The following is a 16,524-nucleotide window of genomic DNA, read 5'->3' on the forward strand; positions in this document are numbered from 1 at the left end:
CGACGACCACCCATTCGGGTTCGTCGGATCCGACGACGTCCGGTACGAGAACGCCGGCCCACCCCACTGATACGCCAACACCCAGATGTTGCGCGGCGCGAAGTAGAACAACGACGGCGCCACCGTCGCCGAATTCATCGCGTTCTGACTCGCCGAACCCATCTGCGAGTAATTCGAGAAAAGGCCGAAGTTCATTGAGCCCCACCGGGTCCCGGTGTCGTGGGTGGTGGCGTACACGAGCTGCTGGCCGTTGTAGGGGGCGACGGTGAAGTCCTTCAACGACACCCAACCCGACCTCGGCTGCGCCAACGCACCCGTGGACGACCACCGGTACGTCGAGGGCAGGTCACACGTCTGGGTCGGCGGTGGAGTCGTCGGCGGCGGGTCGGTGGGTGGCGGGGTGGTCGGCGGCGGGGTGGTCGGCGGGGTCGTCGTGCCACCGGTGCAGGTGACGCCGTTGAGAGCGAAGCTCGTCGGGTTGGGGTTGCTGCTCGTCCAGGACCCGTTGAACCCGAACGACACAGTGCCGTTGGTCGGGACCGACCCGTTGTAGCTCACGTTCCTCGCCGTCACCGCTGACCCGCTCTGCGTCAGCGATGTGTTCCAGGCCTGCGTCACCGTCTGCCCGGCACCGTAGGACCAGGTCAACGTCCAGCTGCTCAACGGATCACCCAGGTTGGTGATCGCCACGTTGGCGCCGAAGCCGCCCTGCCACTGCGACGACACGGCGTAGCTCACCGAACAACCCTCGGCCGCAGCGCCGGCCGGCAGCGCGGCGACGACTGTCGACGACACCAGTAAACCGACGCCGGCCACAACCAGACCGGCATTGGTGGCTCTGGATCTGGTCATATTGCACCCTCCTCGCGGGACGGCGGCCTACCCGGTGGTGATGGTCGCTGCTCAGTAACTGAATGTGAGCGTTAACAGGCCGCGTCGGGTATGTTACGGGAGCGCTCCCATACCATCAACAACATCTATGCCTGCTTCTCGTTCACCGCCGACTTTCCCGTTGCGCGGACCCGGAGCGGCGCTCCTCAGCCGACAGTGAGGGTGAGCACCCCGAACTGACCGCTGCGCTGCACGTAGTGCGGCAGATAGAACTTCCACGTCACCGTCAGCTCGCGCCCGGCCCGCATCGAGGCCGGCACCTCGGCGACCATCTCGAACACCGCTGTGCCGCCGGCCGGGATCTGCGTGAGCGGGCGGCAGTTCAGCCGGTACAGCTGGGCCGAGTTCACCGCGTCGTTCGTCGCGTCGCCGAGCGAGAACCGTTCCATCAGGTAGGCCGGGCAGGGGTCCAACGCGAGGGGACCGTCGGTCGGGTTGCCGAGGGTCACCCGGAAGGAGACCCGCGAACCGGCGGCGGCGGTTGGCGGCCCCTGAACAGCGACGGTGAGCTGGTCGAGCGGCGAGGATGGAGGCTTCGACATCGCCACCGGCTCGGTGAACCCACTGGCGGACAACGTCGCCCGGGCGCGAGGGTTGACCCCCTCCCCCTGCGGACAGCCCGGGCGCTCATCGGCGGTGACCGGCGCGCGCAGGGTGCCTCCGTCGTGCGGCAGCTCGATCGCGAGCTCGAACAGCCCGAGGGGCTGGCAGAACGGCCCGGACCAGTCCAGGCGCAGGCTGGCGTGGCCACCGGGCGGCACGGCAACGACCCGGGAGCGGCCCTCCTCGTTGATGCCGTGGGTGTAGAGCATCGGGACCTCGCGGCCGCCGACGAGCATCCTGGTGGGCACCTCGCCCTGCAGCGTGCACTCCTTCTTCGACGCGTTCCGCACGTCCACTTCGCCGATGAGCTTGCCGATGGCGGCGTCGAAGCCGCGAGGCTTCTCACCGCCGGTGCCCGGCCGGGTCCAGCTGGTGAGCCGGCCGGTCAGCTGCTCCGCACGGCACGGCTCGCTGCCGCGGGCCGGCCTCCTCGGCTCGGCGGGGCGGCCGTTGAGGTCCTCGTCGGTGATCTTCAGGTCGGCCCAGGGGACGCTGCCGTCGGCGAGCAGTTCGGTGGGCACCGGCTCCGCCTCCGTCGGGTCCGGCTGCCCCGGCCGGGCGTTCGGCTCGGCGCAGGCCACCGCCGCGGCGAGGACGATCAGCAGTGGCACAAGTAGTCGACGCATCCCGTCACCCTCACACGAACGACCGCACCGGACCTGAGTAGCCGGGCTCAGTGACGATCACTCCGCGGTGGGCGCGGACGACTCGACGATGGACACGGCAGTGCCGAGCTCGACGGTACGGGAGACGGTGCACAACCGGTCGTGCGACTGCTGCAGCGACCGGGGCAGCGCCGCACGGGCCTGGTCGCCGTCCGCGCCCTCCGGAAACGTCACGGTGAACTCGACCCGCAGGTTCTGCATCCGGTTGCCGCCCGCCTCGTCGCGGATCTTGTCACCGGTGACGGCGACGGTGAAACCGGTCGGCTCCGCACGGCGGCTGGTGATGTGGTCCACGTCCACAGCGGTGCAGCCGCCGATGGCGGCCAACAGCAGCTCCACCGGCGTGAAACTGCCGTCCTTACCCGTGCCCAGCGACACCGACCCGCCACGGACGTTCCGCACGACGTAGTTGCCCAGGCTGGAGCGCTCGATCGCCACCGAGCGGAAGGTGTCCTCAGTCATGGCTGAAACCTACCGGCATCCGTGATCAGGAGTACATGAGATGCAGCGTCATCCCGGCATCGGCGTGCGCCAGGTTGTGGCAGTGGTTGGCCCACATCCCGGGGTTGTCGGCCCGGAACGCCACCTTCCACACCTCGCCCGGACGGACGTCGAACGAGTCCAGCCACAGCGGGCTGCCGACCGCCGGCTCGCCGTCGCGGGCCAGCACCAGGACGTGGTGGCCGTGCAGGTGCCACGGGTGCACCACCTGCGACCGGTTGACGATGGTGAACAGCACGACGTCGCCCCGGCGTACGACCTGCGGTGGGATGTCCGGGTCGGCCGCGCCGTTGACGGTGTGGGCGTAGCGCGGCAGCAATCCGCGCAGGTCGAGGCCGCGGTCGAGAACGAGGGTGAACGTCCGGTCGAACCGGGGCCAGGGCACCGCCGCGGTAGCGCCGTAGCCGAGCGGATCGAGCACCGGCCAGGCGCCGGTCGCCGTCGACACCGGGCCGGTCGAGTAGACCGCCCGTCCGTCGACGAACAGCGACACCGGGGTCGCCGGCGCGGTGAAGACCAGGTCGTAGCGGCCCCCGGCGGGGATCAGCACGGCGGTGTCCACCAGCGGTGTCGGGCCCCGCAGGTCGACGCCGTCGATCGCGGCCACCAGGAACGCGGTCCCCGCCAGGGCGTACCGGTGCGTGGTGCTGTCGGTGTTGATCAGCCGCAACCGCACCGGCACGCCGGCCTCCACCCGCTGCACTGTCGGCGCGGGCAGCGGACGCCCCGCCAGGGTGTGCACCGGCACCGTGACGTCGAGGCCGCTGACCGACCCCGGTCGCACCACCAGCACACCGTAGAGACCCATCCGGACGCCGACATCGGAGGCCGAGTGCGTGTGGTACCAGTACGTTCCGGCCTGGTCGGCGCGGAACCGGTAGACGAACTCCTGCCCGGGTCGCACCGCCGCCTGGGTCACCCCGGGCACCCCGTCCTGGTCGTTCGGCACGTCGTACCCGTGCCAGTGCAGCGTGACGCCGCGCCCGATGTCCCGGTTGCGCAGCGTCACCTCCAGGATGTCGCCGACGGTGGCGGTCAACTCCGGTCCGGGTACCTGCGCGTTGAACGCCCACGCCGCCACGTCCCGGCCGCCCGCGTTCACAGTGGCGGTCCCGGCCGTCAGGGTGAACCGTCTGGTGGGTTCGGCGGAGATCCGGGTCGCCGCCGGAAAGCCATGATCGTGCGGTACGGCGGGGGCGGTCTCCGGGGCGACGGTCAGCCCGGTTCCGGTGACCAGCGCCGCGACCGCCACCGCGACCGCCACCCGGGACACCGGCCGCGACGGGCGCGCGCCGAGGGCACGCCCCGAGATCACCGTCGCCGCGACGACCCCGGCGACCGCGAGCAGCCCCGCCCCCGCCGACGCCGGATAACCGTGCAGGACCGTCACGAGCAGGGCGCTGCCCGTGGCGTACCCGGCGAAGAGCAGCGCAAGCGCGACGGCCCGGACGTCACCCCGGGCCCGCAACAGCCGCGGACCGGCGACGGCCACCGCCGCGAGCGACAGGGGGGCGGCGATGAGAACCTTCTCCGCGGCGAACCACCAGCCGGCGCGGGCCAGGGCGGTGATCGTGATCGCGCGGGCGAGCGTCGCGACCAGCGCGACCGCCGCCAGTCCCAGTGCGAGCGGGCGGCGTCGCGCGACGGACGCGGCACCACCACCCAACCAGGCGCCGGCCGCGAGGACCGCGATCACGAGGTCGACCGCGAGCAGCGACCCGGTGCTCACGCCGGCTCCACTTCCCGGGCGGGCACCCCGGCCTCGGCCGGCACCAGGCCGGCCAGCTTCCGGGCCGCCCGGTGGACGCCGACCACGACGTGCACCGCGATGATTCCGTTGAGCGCGTGCAGCCCGCCGATGGTGAGGCCGAGCGGAGTGCTGACGCCCGACGCGTCGGCGAACCCGTTGGCGAGCATGGCGATGAGCGGTTGGAGGACGACGAGGCCGACCGGCAGCACCGCCAGCCCGATGAGCCGTCCCGGCGCCTTCGCCAGCGCGGCGAACAGGACGGTGAGCAGTGTGAGAACCGGGATGACCGCCATGCCGTTGACGCTGTGCAACGCGTACGCGCCGTCGCCGGCCGGTTTCGTGAACCCGCCCACCGCGGCGAAGATGAACTGAAGGGCGAACGCGACGAGCGTCAGCGCGCTGACGACGACGAGAGCCTTGCGCATGGAATACCTCCTAGAGGTGCGCCGAGGCGAGAGCCCGGGCGACATGATCGGTGGCCGTGATCGCCCCGTACGCGACCAGCCGCACGAGGTCGGCGTCGGCCGGGTGGGAGAGCCGCCACAGCGCGACGTCGCCCGGGCTGATCGCGCTGGGAGCGAACGCCGCCAGCAACGCGATCCGCGTCCCGATGCGGTCCGTGCCCGGCACGTCCCGCACCAGGTCGACGGCCCAGTCCGCGGGCCGGGCCGGGAACCGCCCGTCCTCCCAGCGCACGGTCGCCGTGACGGTCTCGCGCGCCACCTCGCCCAGCAGCTCCCCACCACGGTTGGCGGCGTCGCGCAACGACGCGTAGGCGACACCCACCGGGCTGTCCCCCGCCCAGGCCGGCGCCGCCGTCGCGTCGGCGTCGAGCAGCGGGAGGCTCCGGCCGGGTTCCTTCGGCTCCCGGGCCGCCCTGGCGTAGAGCCGGCCTCCGACCGAGCGCACCAGTGGGGAGCGTTGCAGGCCGCCGGGGAGCAGATCGGGGTCGAGCAACGCCGAGACGACCCGGTTGATGAAGTGGAACACCAGCAGGGTGCCGGTGATCTCCACCCGGTACGGGCTGGTCCAGTCGGCGGCTCTGGGACTGCGGCTGGCCTGTGCCCACTCGACGAGCCGGGCGTGTTCCGGCTCGGGTGGCGTCTCACCCCGGGCAACGGCCTCGGCGAGCTTCGACGCGCCCAGCGCGTGCAGCAGCAGCACGTGGGCGTCGACGCAGAACTGACAGCGGTTGGCCCGGGACACGACGGTCGCGACGAGTTCCCGTTCGACCCGGGAAGCGTCGCCGGCGAGCAGCGCCTCCCGCATCAACGCCCAGGTCGCGGCCAGCACCTCCGGCACCGCCGACAGCGCCTGGAAGGTCGGCAACGGCCCGAGGAAGTCGTCGCGCAACTGTTGGTAGACCGCCGCGGTGAGGCCGGTGGCCGCCCTCGTCGGCGTGGGGGTGAAGAAGCGGTATGTCATGGGCTCGATGCTTGTTGCGGCAGACCGGGAAAGCGTCGTTCCGGCGCAGACACTTGCCGGGTCGCCGATACCGCGTCCGTGGTACGCGGCAGGTACCACGCTCGCGGGATGCTGCACCGGCGGCGGCCGTTCTACAGTGCGACAATGCGCCGCGACCTCCCGTACGCCCTCGGCGGTCTCGCCCTCGGCGTCCTCCTGCTCGGCAACGCCGCGCTCACCCCGGACGCCGCGACGGTCGAGGTGCTCGACGTCGCCCTGGTCCTGGCCATGGCGGTGGCCCTGGCGGCGTGCCGGCGCTACCCGGTGGTGGCGCTGGGCGTGGTCACCGTCGCCATGCTGGCCGTTCACCTCCGGGTGCACCCCGGGGTGTCCGCCGCGTTCCCCGTTCTCGGCGCGGTGTACCTCGCCGCCTGGCAGGGGCACCGGTCGGCCGCCGTCCTGGCCAGCGTCGTCTTCCTCGGTGGCTTCCTGGCCCGCGACGTCTCGGTGGCACCGCCCGGCCAGCCGGGGCAGGTGATCCTCGAACGGACGGCCCTGCTGTTCGGCTGGTTCGTGGCCGCCAACGTCGCCGGGCTCGTCGGACGGCAGCGTCGGGCGTACCTGGAGCAGGTCGAGCAGCGGGCGGTCGAAGCCGAACGCACCCGCGAGGAGATGGCGTTGCGGCGTGCCGGGGAGGAGCGGCTGCGCATCGCCCGCGACCTGCACGACTCGCTGACCCACAGCATCTCGGTGATCAAGGTGCAGGCCGGGATCGCCGTGCACCTGGCCCGCAAACACGGCGAGGCGCCGTCGGCCGCCCTGCTGGCGATCCAGGAGGCCAGCGGCGCTGCCATGCGGGAACTCCGGACCACCCTCGACGTCCTGCGCGCGCCCACCGACGCCGATCGCGTCGGGCTGGCCCGGGTGGACGAGCTGGCCCAGCGGACCCGGGCGGTCGGCGTACCGGTGCAGGTGACCGTCACCGGTCAGCGCGGGGACCTGCCCGACGAGGTCGACCAGGCCGGATACCGGGTCATCCAGGAGGCACTGACCAACGTGGCCCGCCACGCCGGCCCCGCGACCGCGCACATCCAGGTGGAGTACGCCCCGGCGGGGCTCACCGTCGCGGTCACCGACGACGGTCGGGCGTCACCGGGCCAGCCGCTGACCCCGGGCGTGGGTCTGCGGGGCATGCGGGAGCGGGTCAGCGCACTGGGCGGCACCCTGCGGGCCGCCGCGCACGACGACCACGGGTTCACCGTGCGGGCCACCTTCCCGTTGGACGGCCCGCGGTGACCGGCCGATCGAGCCAGGCCCGAGCGAGCCGGGCCGGAGCGCGCGGCACCCGCCGGCCGCCGGGGCCGCGATGATCAGGGTGCTGCTCGCCGACGACCAGGCGCTGATGCGAGCCGGCTTCCGGGCACTGCTCGACGCCGAGGACCACCTGGAGGTCGTCGGCGAGGCGACCGACGGCAGCTCGGCCGTCCACCTGTCGCGACGCCTGCGCCCGGACGTCGTCCTGATGGACGTGCAGATGCCCGGTCTCGACGGCATCGAGGCCACCCGGCGCATCGCCGCCGATCCCGACCTCGCCGGCATCCGGGTTCTCATCCTGACCAACTACGGGCTCGACTCCTACGTCTTCGCCGCCCTGCGGGCGGGCGCCAGCGGCTTCCTCCTCAAGGACGCCGACCCCGCCGACCTGCTGCACGCCGTCGCCGTCGTCGCGCGCGGGGACGCGCTGCTCGCGCCGACCGTCACCCGCACGCTGATCAGTGAGTTCGTGGCCGGCCCACCGCCGGCCGAGCCGACGGCCGGCCGCGACGTGCTGACCGCCCGGGAGCAGGAGATCGTCGAGCTGGTCGCCCGTGGGTTGACCAACGACGAGATCGCCGCGCGCATGGTGATCAGTCCGCTGACCGCCAAGACACACGTCAACCGGGCGATGACGAAGCTGCACTGCCGCGACCGGGCCCAACTGGTCGTGTGGGCGTACGAGTCAGGGCTGATCACGCCCCGTCGCCGGTGAGCGCCGCCCCGGACAGCGGAGTCGATCAACCCCCTTGGCGACACCGGGAAGAGGCGACGCACTAGCATTGCCGCCGTCCGCGACGGCTCTGCTGAATCGAGGCGACATGCGTTGGCTCCGTCGGTTGCTGGGCGGTAGGCGGGTCCAGCTCGACCCGGGACGCCAGCAGGCGCTGCTGCACGACGTCCAGTCCCGGTACGGCTCCCACGCGCGGATCCGGTTCAACGACCAGGTCGAGGCGCTCACCGGTTCGCTGGACAGCGACGACGGCCTGGTGGTGGCGACCCGGATCGTGAGTCAGGTAGCCGACGAGGCCCATGTGGACCTGCAGGCCCAGGCCCAGGAGATCCACCGGCGGACGGGCCGGCGGCTGCTGGTGCACCGCCGCAACTACCGGCCGCTGTGGAAGGAGGCCGGCCCGGCCCTGCGCTGGCCGCTGTTCGCGCTGCCGTGCGGCTTCCACCCGTACGCGCAGGTGGCGGCCGCCGTCACGGTGGTCGGCAGCCGGGCGCCCCGGCTCGACCGGGTGACCGACCCGAACCCGTTGCTGACCCGCGTGTTCGAGGTGCTCGACCTCACCACCTCCGGCTGGGAGTACGGCCGGGTGCGGGTGGACACCGACGCCGCCGCCCTGGCCGATCGACTGATCTCCAGCGCCGGGCGGGTCCTGGTGGCCATGGACGACCCGCCGCGACTGCCACCTGCCGTCCGTGAGCTGATGCGTCGCAACAACACCGTCGCCGTGCACGATCCGGCCGGTCCACGGACGGTCGGCGGGATCAACCTGGGTGCGCGGATGCGCGAGGAGTTCCTGGTCTGACCGCCCGGTGGTGCTACCGCTCGGTGCGTCGACGCGCGAGGTGCACGACGATGTCGGCGCTGAGCTCGACAGTCTCGGGCAGGATCTGCTCGATCTGGCGGAAGAGCCGCCCCTGCGCCTCGCTCGGCAGTTCGAGGTACGCCGAGACCGTCGACAGGTAGCCGACGTAGTCGCGCGCGCTCATCGTCAGACGCCGCTCGATCACGCTCTGCTGGACATCGGTGAACCATTCGGAGCGGCGCAGTTCGGTGCCCGGCCACTGCATGGCCTCTTCCGGGGGCGTGCCGTCGGGAGACGGGATCTCGTCGCTGTCCCGGAACGGTGCCCGGACGGCGCGGACGGCGTCCGCCACGGCCGGGTCGGTCAGCTGGACCGGTCCGCCGAACGAGGCGAACACGCCGCCCGGTTCCAGCAGCGCCGCCATCCGCGACCAGCGACCCGCCGGTCTCGTCCAGTGCAGTGCCGCCGCCACGTAGACCAGGTCGTACCTCGCCGCGCCCGGCCGTAGGTCCTCGAACGCGGCGGGTACGGTCCGAACGTCGGCGGGCACGTGCTGGCGCAGCTCGGCGAGCATGGCCCCGTCCGGCTCGGTCGCGGTGACAGTGACCTCCCGGGCGGTGAACAGCCGGGTCGCCTTGCCGGTGCCGGCACCGATCTCCAGGGCCGTTCGGATCGGCCGACCCGCGTACGTCGACACCAGGTCGACAAGCTCGACGGGGTACCCCGGTCGGTACCGCTCGTACCGTTTCGCCACCATCCCGAAGCTCAGCGCCCGAGCAGACATGCCGACGATCCTGTCACGACCCGTGTCGGCGGTGCCCGGTCTTTCCGAGCCCGACCCTTCCGAGCCCGACCCTTCCGAGCCCGACCGGCGGCTGCCACCGCCGTGACGACAACTGCGCGCAACCGCTTGCCGGCCCGCGCAGCGCCGCTCGACCATGTGCGGATGCAGCCGGAGCGTCGGGTGATCGTCGGAGTCGACGTGGGCACCACCGCCGCGCGGGCGGTCGCGTTCACGTTGGACGGCACCGCCCGACACGTCGCTACCCGGGCGTACCCGGTGGTGGAGCCGGTGCCCGGCTGGCGGGTACAGGAGCCGGACGTGCTCGTGGCGGCCACCCTGGCGGCCACCTCCGCGTGCGTGGCCGGCACCGCCGGGGCGGAGGTGGTCGCCCTCGCGCTGAGTTCCGCCAGGTACGGCCTCATCGGGTTGGACGCGGCGATGACGCCGGTGACACCGCTGCTGACCGGGCGTGACACGCGGTCGGCGGAGGCGGCCCGCGAACTGCTGTCGTCCGGTCAGAGCCGGGAGCTGCACCGGTCGACAGGTACGCCGGTGCACCCGAGAAACCCGCTCTGCAAGCTCCTGTGGTTCGCCCGGCACGAGCCGTACCTCTGCACGGCGACCCGGTGGTGGGTCGGCCTCAAGGACTATGTGGTCCATCGGCTCACCGGGATGTTGGTGACCGAGTTGTCCTCGGCATCCGGCACCGGGATGTTCGACGTGCACCGTCGGGCGTGGAGTTCCGCGGTCCTCGACCTCGCCGGAGTGTCCGAGAGCCAACTGCCTCCGGTGCTGCCCACCACGGCGGTGCTGCGGCTGTCGCCGGCGGCCGGGCGCGCGGTCGGTCTGCCGCCGGGCACACCCGTCGTGGTGGGTGCGGGTGACGGTCCGTTGCGGAGCCTGGGCGCGGCGGCGACCGAGCACACCGTCGGCGGCCTGACGCTCGGGGCCACCGGGGCGCTGCGGACCGTCGTCAGGGCACCCCGCACCGACGCGGCCGAGACCTTCTCCTGTGCGGCGCTGACCGAGGACGCGTGGGTCGTCCGCGGGTCGGTCGGCAACGGCGGCAACGTGGTGCGGTGGGCGGCACGGGTTCTCGGCGACGACAACGCCACCCCCGCGCTGCTGGATCTCGCCGCGCGGATCGCACCGGGCAGCGACGGAGTCGTGATGCTGCCGTACCTGTGGGCCGACCCGGCCGCGCCGGAGGGCTGCGCGCCGCCCGGCGCGTTCCTGGGGCTGCGCGGCGAGCACTCACGCGCTCACCTGGTCCGGGCCGCCGTGGAGGGCGTCTGCCTGCAACTCGGCGGTGTCCGTGACCGGCTGGCCGAGCTGACGCCGATCGGCAGCGTACGGCTGACCGGGGGCGCCTTCCGGTCTCCGCTGTGGCGCGAGGTGATGGCGGCGGTCCTGGACTGCCCCGTCCAGGTGGCGGGCGCGGCCGACCAGGTCACCCTCGGCGCGGCGGCGCTCGGGCTCTTCGCGATCGGCCACACCGCCGACCTCCAGGCGGCGGTCACCCAGCTCGACCCGGGGGCCGGCGGCGACCGCGTCACTGTCGACCCGGCGCTCGCCACGGCCTACCGCGGTCTGCGGACCAGGCTGCCCACGCTCGTCACGGTGGCGGGTCGTCTGGGTGAGATCCTCGACGCCGGCACCGGGCTCAGTGCTCCGGCTCGTCCTTGACCTGCGCCACGAGCTGGGTCGGGTTCACGTAGCGCAGTGCGACGACGAGCAGGACCAGCATCATCGAGGTGTAGATGACCGCCATGGCGTCGACCGACTGCTGGGCCCGGATCCCGGACGCGGACATCGAGTAGTACAGCGCCACCACCAGGGTCTGCGAGTCGGGCCCGGCGGTCAGGAAGGTCAGCTCGAACATCCCCACGGTCCGGACCAGCACGAGGATCGCGGAGGCGAGGATGCCCGGCACCAGCAGCGGAGTGAGGACCCGGAGGAACACCGTGCGCAGGCCGGCGCCGCACATGCGCGCGGCGCTCTCGATCCGCGGGTCGATCTGCTCGATGAACGGGGTCATGGTCAGGATGACGAACGGCACCGACGGTACGAGGTTGGCCAACACCACCCCGGACAGGTGCCCGGCCAGGCCGAACTTGTAGAGGACTGTCGCCAGCGGGATGCCGTACGTGATCGGGGGCATCAGGATGGGCAGCAGGAACACCAGGAAGATCAGCCGCTTGCCCGGGAACGAGCGTCGCGCGAGGGCATAGGCGGCCGGCACGCCGATCAGCAGCGAGAGGCCCACGACGAGAACGGAGACCTCCAGGGTCACGACGATGACCTGGAGCAGCGCGAACTCGTCCCAGGCCCGGACGTACCAGTCGGTGGTGTAGCCGTCCGGGAGCCAGGTGTCGAACCATCGCCTGCCGAACGAGCTGACCAGCACGGACGCCACGACGCCCAGCAGGTTGAGGAAGAAGAAGATGACGACGCCCCACACGATCCAGGCGGCCGGCCGCGCGGCGATGCGCCGCCGCCGGTCGGTGCTGGTGGCGGGGGGCCGCGCCGGTGGGGCCTGGGTGGTCGTTGCCATCAGCCCTTGCCTCCGGTGGAGCCGGTGTAGAAGCGGCTGCGGGCGGCGAGCACCACAGCGATGACGACCAGCTCGACGAAGCCCATGATCATGGCGATCGCCGACGCGTACGGATAGTCGTACTGCTCGTACGCGGCCTGGTAGGCGGCGAGGGAGATGACCCGGGTCTCACCGGCCGGGTTGCCGACCAGAACCGCCGACGGGAACACGCTGAACGCCAGGACGAACGTCAGGCAGAAGGTCGTGGCCAGGCCGGGCATCAGCAGCGGCAGGGTGATCCGGGTGAACCGGTGACGCCAGTCCGCGCCCAGCGTCGCGGCGGCCCGTTCCAGGGTCGGGTCGATGCCGGACAGGTACGAGAGCACCAGCAGGAACGCGAACGGAAAGCCGGTGATCACCAGCGAGAGGAACACACCCCAGTAGTTGTGGGTCAGCCGCACCGGCTCGTCGACGAGGTTGGTGGCCAGCAGGACACGGTTGAACCAGCCGGTCGGGCCGAGGAAGTTCAACAACCCCTGGGCGGTGAGGACGGTGCCGAGCGTGATCGGCACGACCAGCAGGGTGGTGACCAACCGCTTGCCCCGGAACCGGCCGCGCATCCGGTAGGCGATCGGCACCGCGGCGAGCACGTTCAGGAGCGCGGCGGGCAACGCGATCCGCAGTGTGATGCCGATCGTTCCCCGCTCGTAGGAGTCGGAGAAGAACCGGGCGTAGTCGCTGAACGGCCCGCCGGTGGTCGGCTGGAACGAGAGCGTCAGCCCGTAGAAGAACGGGTAGAGGAACAGGGCGATGACGAAGACCAGCGCCGGGACCAGCAACCAGAGCTGACGGTCGACGCCCCGCTCGGCGAGGCGGTGCTGCCAGTGCGTCAGCGGCCGCCCGGACCGGCTCACCGCGTCGCCCCCGAGGCCTGCGGGACGCGGTTGGTCTGCGCCGCCGCCGCGTCGGCGGGATAGACGAGCAGCCGCTGCGGGTCGACCCCGAGCCTGACCTGGTCGCCCGGGGCGATCCGCCGCTCGGTGCGCAGGTGCAGCAGCAGCCCGGTGTCGGTGCGGGCCTCGGCCGCCAACTCGCGGCCCTGATACTCCACCACCTCGACGGTCGCCGACAGGGCGTTGTGGGCCTCGCCGGGCCCGTCGACGCGGATGTCCTCGGGGCGCACCGCGAGCACTGCCTCCGCCTCGGCCTGGACGTCGCCCACCACCTCGCCGAGCAGACGGTGCCCGGACGACTCGACGGTGGCCCGCGCGCCGTCCCGCCGCTCCACCCGCCCCCGCCACAGGTTGCGGTAGCCCATGAAGTCGGCGACGTGCCAGTTCGCCGGTCGGGTGTGCAGCTCGCGCGGCGAGCCGATCTGCTGCACCCGCCCCTCCCGCAGCACCACCAGCCGGTCGGCCAGGGAGAGCGCCTCCTCCTGGTCGTGGGTCACGTAGACGGTGGTGAGCCCCAGCGACTGGTGCAGCCGGCGGATCTCGGTCCGCATCTCCAGGCGCAGCTTCGCGTCGAGGTTGCTCAGCGGCTCGTCCATCAGCACCAGGGACGGCTCGAACACGACGGCGCGGGCGATGGCGACGCGCTGCTGCTGTCCACCCGAGAGCTGACCGGGCAGTTTGTCGACGTGGTCCTCCAGTCGCACCAGCCGCACCGCCTCGTCCGTACGCCGGCGCGTCTCCTCCTTGGGCAGCCGCCGCATACGCAGCCCGAAGGCGATGTTCGCCCGGACGGTCAGGTGCGGGAAGAGGGCGTAGCTCTGGAACACCATGCCGAAGCCGCGCCGCTCCGGCGGCAGTGTGTCGATGCGGCGCTCGTCCTGCCAGATGCTCCCCGCCGTCAACGGCAGCAGCCCGGCCAGGCAGTTCAACGCCGTCGACTTGCCACAGCCGGACGGGCCGAGCAGGGCGATGAACTCCCCCGCCCCGATCGTCAGGTCCAGCTCGGTGAGCGCGGCCTGGCCGCCGAACCGTCGGGACACCCCGTCCAGCCGCAGCTGGGAGAAGGCGCTCATCCCTGCTTGACCTTCCCGCCGCCGATCTCACGGTCCCAGCGGCTGAACGCCGCCACCAGGCTCTTCGCGTCGAGCGGAACCTCGGTCGGGTTTCCGGCGATCAGCGCGTCGTACTCCGGGCGACCGAACTCCCGGATCGCGTCCTGACTCTTCTGCGGGGCCGAGGAGAGCTGGACCTCCTTGATCGCCGGGCCCGGGTAGAAGTAACCCTCGTCGTACGCCTTCGCCTGCTGTTCGGGGGTGAGCATGAACGCCAACAGGGCCAGCACCGCGGCCTGGGTGTCGGTCGACACGCCCTTGGGCATGACGGCGTAGTGCGCGTCGGTGACCCAGTGGAAGCCGTCGATCGGGGTGATCCTGGCCTCCTTGGGCACGGTGCCGAGCACCCGCGGGTTGATGTCCCAACCGGTCGTGCTGACGATGAGGTGCGCGGTGCCGTTGGCGAGGTTCTTCATCGTCTCTGTGGTGCCGGACGGGTAGTAGTCGACGTACTGGCCCAGCTCCTTGAGGAAGGCCCACGTCTTGTCCCATCCCGCGGTGGGGTCCTTGGGGTTCGAGTCGCCCAGGATGTAGGGCAGCCCCATCAGGAAGGTCCGGCCTGGGCCCGAGTTGGCCGGGCGGGCGTACTGGAATTTCCTGGGGTTGGCCTTGGCCCAGGCGAGCAGCGCGTCCGCGCTGGTGGGTGGCGTCGGAAGGCGCGACGGCAGGTATTCGAGCAGCGGGCCGGACGGGTAGTAGGTGACGGTGACCCCCGCGTTGCCGGCGAGCTGCTGCATCGCGGCGGCCGGTGCCAGGTAGTCGCGCATGCCGCCGAGGCGGTCCTGGAAGGTCGGCAACACGTCGATCCAGAGCCCCTGCTCGATCCCGGCGGCCAGGCCGTCGACGCCGGTCAGCACGAGACCGATGTCCACCCGGTCCGCCCCCTGCTGGGCCTTGATCTTTCCGGCCAGCTCGGGTGCCGGTGCCTTCGAATACGTCACCCGGGAGATCACGTCGGGGTTCTTCGAGACGAACTCGTCGATCATCCCCTGGGTCAACTGGAGGTTGCCCGCCACGTCCAGGACGTTGAGGGTGACGGCCTTGCCGGGCCGCTGTGGCACCTCGCCAGTGGTGTCGCCGGTGGTGTCACCGGGAGCCTCGGGTGCTCCACACCCGACCGCGCCCACCAGCAGCGACGATGCCGTGACCAGGAGAGCGCCGCGCCGCGTCATACCCATGAGCCGTTCCCTCCGCCAGGTGTCATCGGTGCTGATTGATTCAGCCGGCGCGCCACGGCGGCAACGGGTTGCCATGTATTGCCTCGTGCGAATGCGATCGGGCGGCCGGATTGTTGCGGGGGCATTGCCGAGTATTCACGGCCGCCATACCATGATCACTGCGCGTAGCCGGGAGGAGCATGCAGATGCCCGACCACACCAGGCCGCCGGAAAAGAGAGTCACGATCTACGACGTCGCTGCCGAGGCGGACGTCTCACCCTCGACGGTGTCCCGCGCGTTCTCGCGACCGAGTCGCGTCAACTCCGAGACCGCCGATCGGATCCGACGGGTCGCCGAGCGGTTGGGCTACCGGACCAACCCCCTCGCCCGCGCCCTCACCACGTCCCGCACGCGGATGATCGCGCTGGTCATCGCCGACATCACCAACCCGGTGTACGCGGAGATCGTGCGCGGCGCGCAGGAGGCGGCGACCGACGGCGAGTACACCACAGTGCTGATCGACGCCCAGGAGTCCGACCGGTTGGAACGGGCGGCTGTCGAACGCACCATGTCGACTGTCGACGGCATCGTGCTGGCCAGCAGCCGGATGTCCGACTCGGCCATCCGGATGGTCGCCAAACAGCGGCCGGTGGTGGTCCTCAACCGCGCTCTCGCCGACGTGCCGTGCGTCGTCACCGACGACCCCCGTGGGGTGCGGCGGGCCGCCGAGCACCTCGGCGAGCTGGGGCACGATCACATCACCTACGTCGCGGGGCCGCAGGCGTCCTGGCCCAACGGCATCCGCTGGCGTTCGCTGCTCGAGGCGGGCATGGAGCTGGAGATCAAGGTCCGTCAGATCGGGCCGTTCAGCCCCACCATGGCCGGCGGTGAGCGGGCCGCGCGGGAGCTGTGCGCCCGCCCGGCGACGGCGGTCCTCGCCTTCAACGACCAGATGGCCATCGGGATCATCCGTGGCCTCAGCCGGATGGGCGTCAACGTTCCGGGTGACGTCAGCGTCGTGGGTTTCGACAACATCCTCGCCGCCGACATCGTCACGCCCGGGCTCACCACCGTCGCGGCGCCGCTCTACGCGGAGGGCTCGGCCGCGACCCGGCACCTGCTCACGATGATCGCGGGGGCACCCGGGCATACCGGCCGGCCGATGGTCCTGCCGGTACGCCTCGTGGTCCGCGACTCGACGGCCACGCGTAACCCGGGCCCGGGTCGCGCCCGCCGGCAGTGGGCGCGGAACCGGTCCGCACCGGACCCGGCGGCCCACCGGCCGTGAGGCCGCCCGGCCCACGACAAGAAACGACAACTC

General features: G+C 71.8%; 16 protein-coding genes. 5 read left to right on the top strand and 11 right to left on the bottom strand.

Features of this window, described 5'->3' with window-relative positions; genetic code table 11:
• The 6 genes from KBX26_RS25175 to KBX26_RS25200 form a co-directional block, all read right to left on the bottom strand.
• The coding region (locus KBX26_RS25175) for a non-reducing end alpha-L-arabinofuranosidase family hydrolase (protein ID WP_210866559.1) at nucleotides 1-852 on the bottom strand (852 nt) is incomplete at its 3' end.
• Between the two features lie 185 nt (nucleotides 853-1,037).
• Nucleotides 1,038-2,120: a hypothetical protein gene (locus tag KBX26_RS25180; RefSeq protein WP_210866560.1), complete on the bottom strand. Its 1,083-nt coding sequence runs from the start codon at nucleotides 2,118-2,120 to the stop codon at nucleotides 1,038-1,040.
• A gap of 57 nt (nucleotides 2,121-2,177) precedes the next feature.
• On the bottom strand, nucleotides 2,178-2,621 hold the full coding sequence (locus KBX26_RS25185) for an OsmC family protein (RefSeq protein ID WP_030328221.1): 444 nt from the start codon (nucleotides 2,619-2,621) through the stop codon (nucleotides 2,178-2,180).
• A 25-nt stretch (nucleotides 2,622-2,646) separates the two neighbouring features.
• Nucleotides 2,647-4,389 (bottom strand): multicopper oxidase family protein, encoded by a 1,743-nt coding sequence (locus tag KBX26_RS25190; protein WP_030328223.1) that lies wholly within the window; start codon nucleotides 4,387-4,389, stop codon nucleotides 2,647-2,649.
• Nucleotides 4,386-4,835, bottom strand: a complete 450-nt coding sequence (locus KBX26_RS25195) for a DUF6220 domain-containing protein (RefSeq protein WP_210866561.1) — start codon at nucleotides 4,833-4,835, stop codon at nucleotides 4,386-4,388. The genes KBX26_RS25190 and KBX26_RS25195 overlap by 4 nt, the downstream gene beginning before the upstream one ends.
• Nucleotides 4,836-4,845: 10 nt before the next feature.
• A complete protein-coding gene (locus tag KBX26_RS25200; protein WP_030328227.1) occupies nucleotides 4,846-5,835 on the bottom strand; it encodes a carboxymuconolactone decarboxylase family protein in 990 nt (329 codons plus the stop codon).
• Between the two features lie 144 nt (nucleotides 5,836-5,979).
• Here KBX26_RS25200 and KBX26_RS25205 point away from each other — a divergent pair, with 144 nt between their 5' ends.
• From KBX26_RS25205 to KBX26_RS25215, 3 genes are all read left to right on the top strand, one after another.
• The gene (locus tag KBX26_RS25205) at nucleotides 5,980-7,110 is read left to right on the top strand and encodes a sensor histidine kinase (RefSeq protein ID WP_247675502.1); all 1,131 of its coding nucleotides are present in this window, start codon (nucleotides 5,980-5,982) and stop codon (nucleotides 7,108-7,110) included.
• A gap of 70 nt (nucleotides 7,111-7,180) precedes the next feature.
• Nucleotides 7,181-7,843 carry a response regulator transcription factor gene (locus tag KBX26_RS25210; RefSeq protein WP_030328231.1) on the top strand — a complete coding sequence of 221 codons (663 nt, stop codon included), beginning with the start codon at nucleotides 7,181-7,183 and terminating at the stop codon, nucleotides 7,841-7,843.
• 106 nt (nucleotides 7,844-7,949) lie between these two features.
• On the top strand, nucleotides 7,950-8,663 hold the full coding sequence (locus tag KBX26_RS25215; RefSeq protein WP_030328233.1) for a hypothetical protein: 714 nt from the start codon (nucleotides 7,950-7,952) through the stop codon (nucleotides 8,661-8,663).
• Between the two features lie 13 nt (nucleotides 8,664-8,676).
• Here the strand turns inward: KBX26_RS25215 and KBX26_RS25220 are convergent, their stop codons facing one another.
• On the bottom strand, nucleotides 8,677-9,447 hold the full coding sequence (locus KBX26_RS25220) for a trans-aconitate 2-methyltransferase (RefSeq protein ID WP_030328235.1): 771 nt from the start codon (nucleotides 9,445-9,447) through the stop codon (nucleotides 8,677-8,679).
• Between the two features lie 162 nt (nucleotides 9,448-9,609).
• On the opposite strand from KBX26_RS25220, the gene KBX26_RS25225 reads away from it, so the two are divergent.
• The gene (locus KBX26_RS25225; RefSeq protein WP_051708140.1) at nucleotides 9,610-11,133 is read left to right on the top strand and encodes a gluconokinase; all 1,524 of its coding nucleotides are present in this window, start codon (nucleotides 9,610-9,612) and stop codon (nucleotides 11,131-11,133) included.
• Here the strand turns inward: KBX26_RS25225 and KBX26_RS25230 are convergent.
• The 4 genes from KBX26_RS25230 to KBX26_RS25245 are packed head-to-tail and all read right to left on the bottom strand — an operon-like array spanning nucleotide 11,111 to nucleotide 15,223.
• Entirely contained in the window at nucleotides 11,111-12,001 is an 891-nt protein-coding gene (locus tag KBX26_RS25230) for an ABC transporter permease (RefSeq protein WP_156057259.1), read from the bottom strand. The two genes, KBX26_RS25225 and KBX26_RS25230, sit on opposite strands and share 23 nt — an antisense overlap.
• Entirely contained in the window at nucleotides 12,001-12,894 is an 894-nt protein-coding gene (locus KBX26_RS25235) for an ABC transporter permease (protein WP_030328241.1), read from the bottom strand. The genes KBX26_RS25230 and KBX26_RS25235 overlap by 1 nt, the downstream gene beginning before the upstream one ends.
• Nucleotides 12,891-14,006 carry an ABC transporter ATP-binding protein gene (locus KBX26_RS25240; RefSeq protein ID WP_030328244.1) on the bottom strand — a complete coding sequence of 372 codons (1,116 nt, stop codon included), beginning with the start codon at nucleotides 14,004-14,006 and terminating at the stop codon, nucleotides 12,891-12,893. Before KBX26_RS25240 ends, KBX26_RS25235 begins: the two co-directional genes overlap by 4 nt.
• A complete protein-coding gene (locus KBX26_RS25245; protein ID WP_030328246.1) occupies nucleotides 14,003-15,223 on the bottom strand; it encodes an ABC transporter substrate-binding protein in 1,221 nt (406 codons plus the stop codon). Before KBX26_RS25245 ends, KBX26_RS25240 begins: the two co-directional genes overlap by 4 nt.
• A 185-nt stretch (nucleotides 15,224-15,408) precedes the next feature.
• Here KBX26_RS25245 and KBX26_RS25250 point away from each other — a divergent pair, with 185 nt between their 5' ends.
• Nucleotides 15,409-16,491: a LacI family DNA-binding transcriptional regulator gene (locus KBX26_RS25250; protein ID WP_036410772.1), complete on the top strand. Its 1,083-nt coding sequence runs from the start codon at nucleotides 15,409-15,411 to the stop codon at nucleotides 16,489-16,491.
• Nucleotides 16,492-16,524 lie beyond the last annotated feature (33 nt).

The sequence above is a fragment of the Micromonospora sp. C97 genome (genome assembly GCF_018070385.1).
Classification (GTDB): domain Bacteria; phylum Actinomycetota; class Actinomycetes; order Mycobacteriales; family Micromonosporaceae; genus Micromonospora; species Micromonospora parva.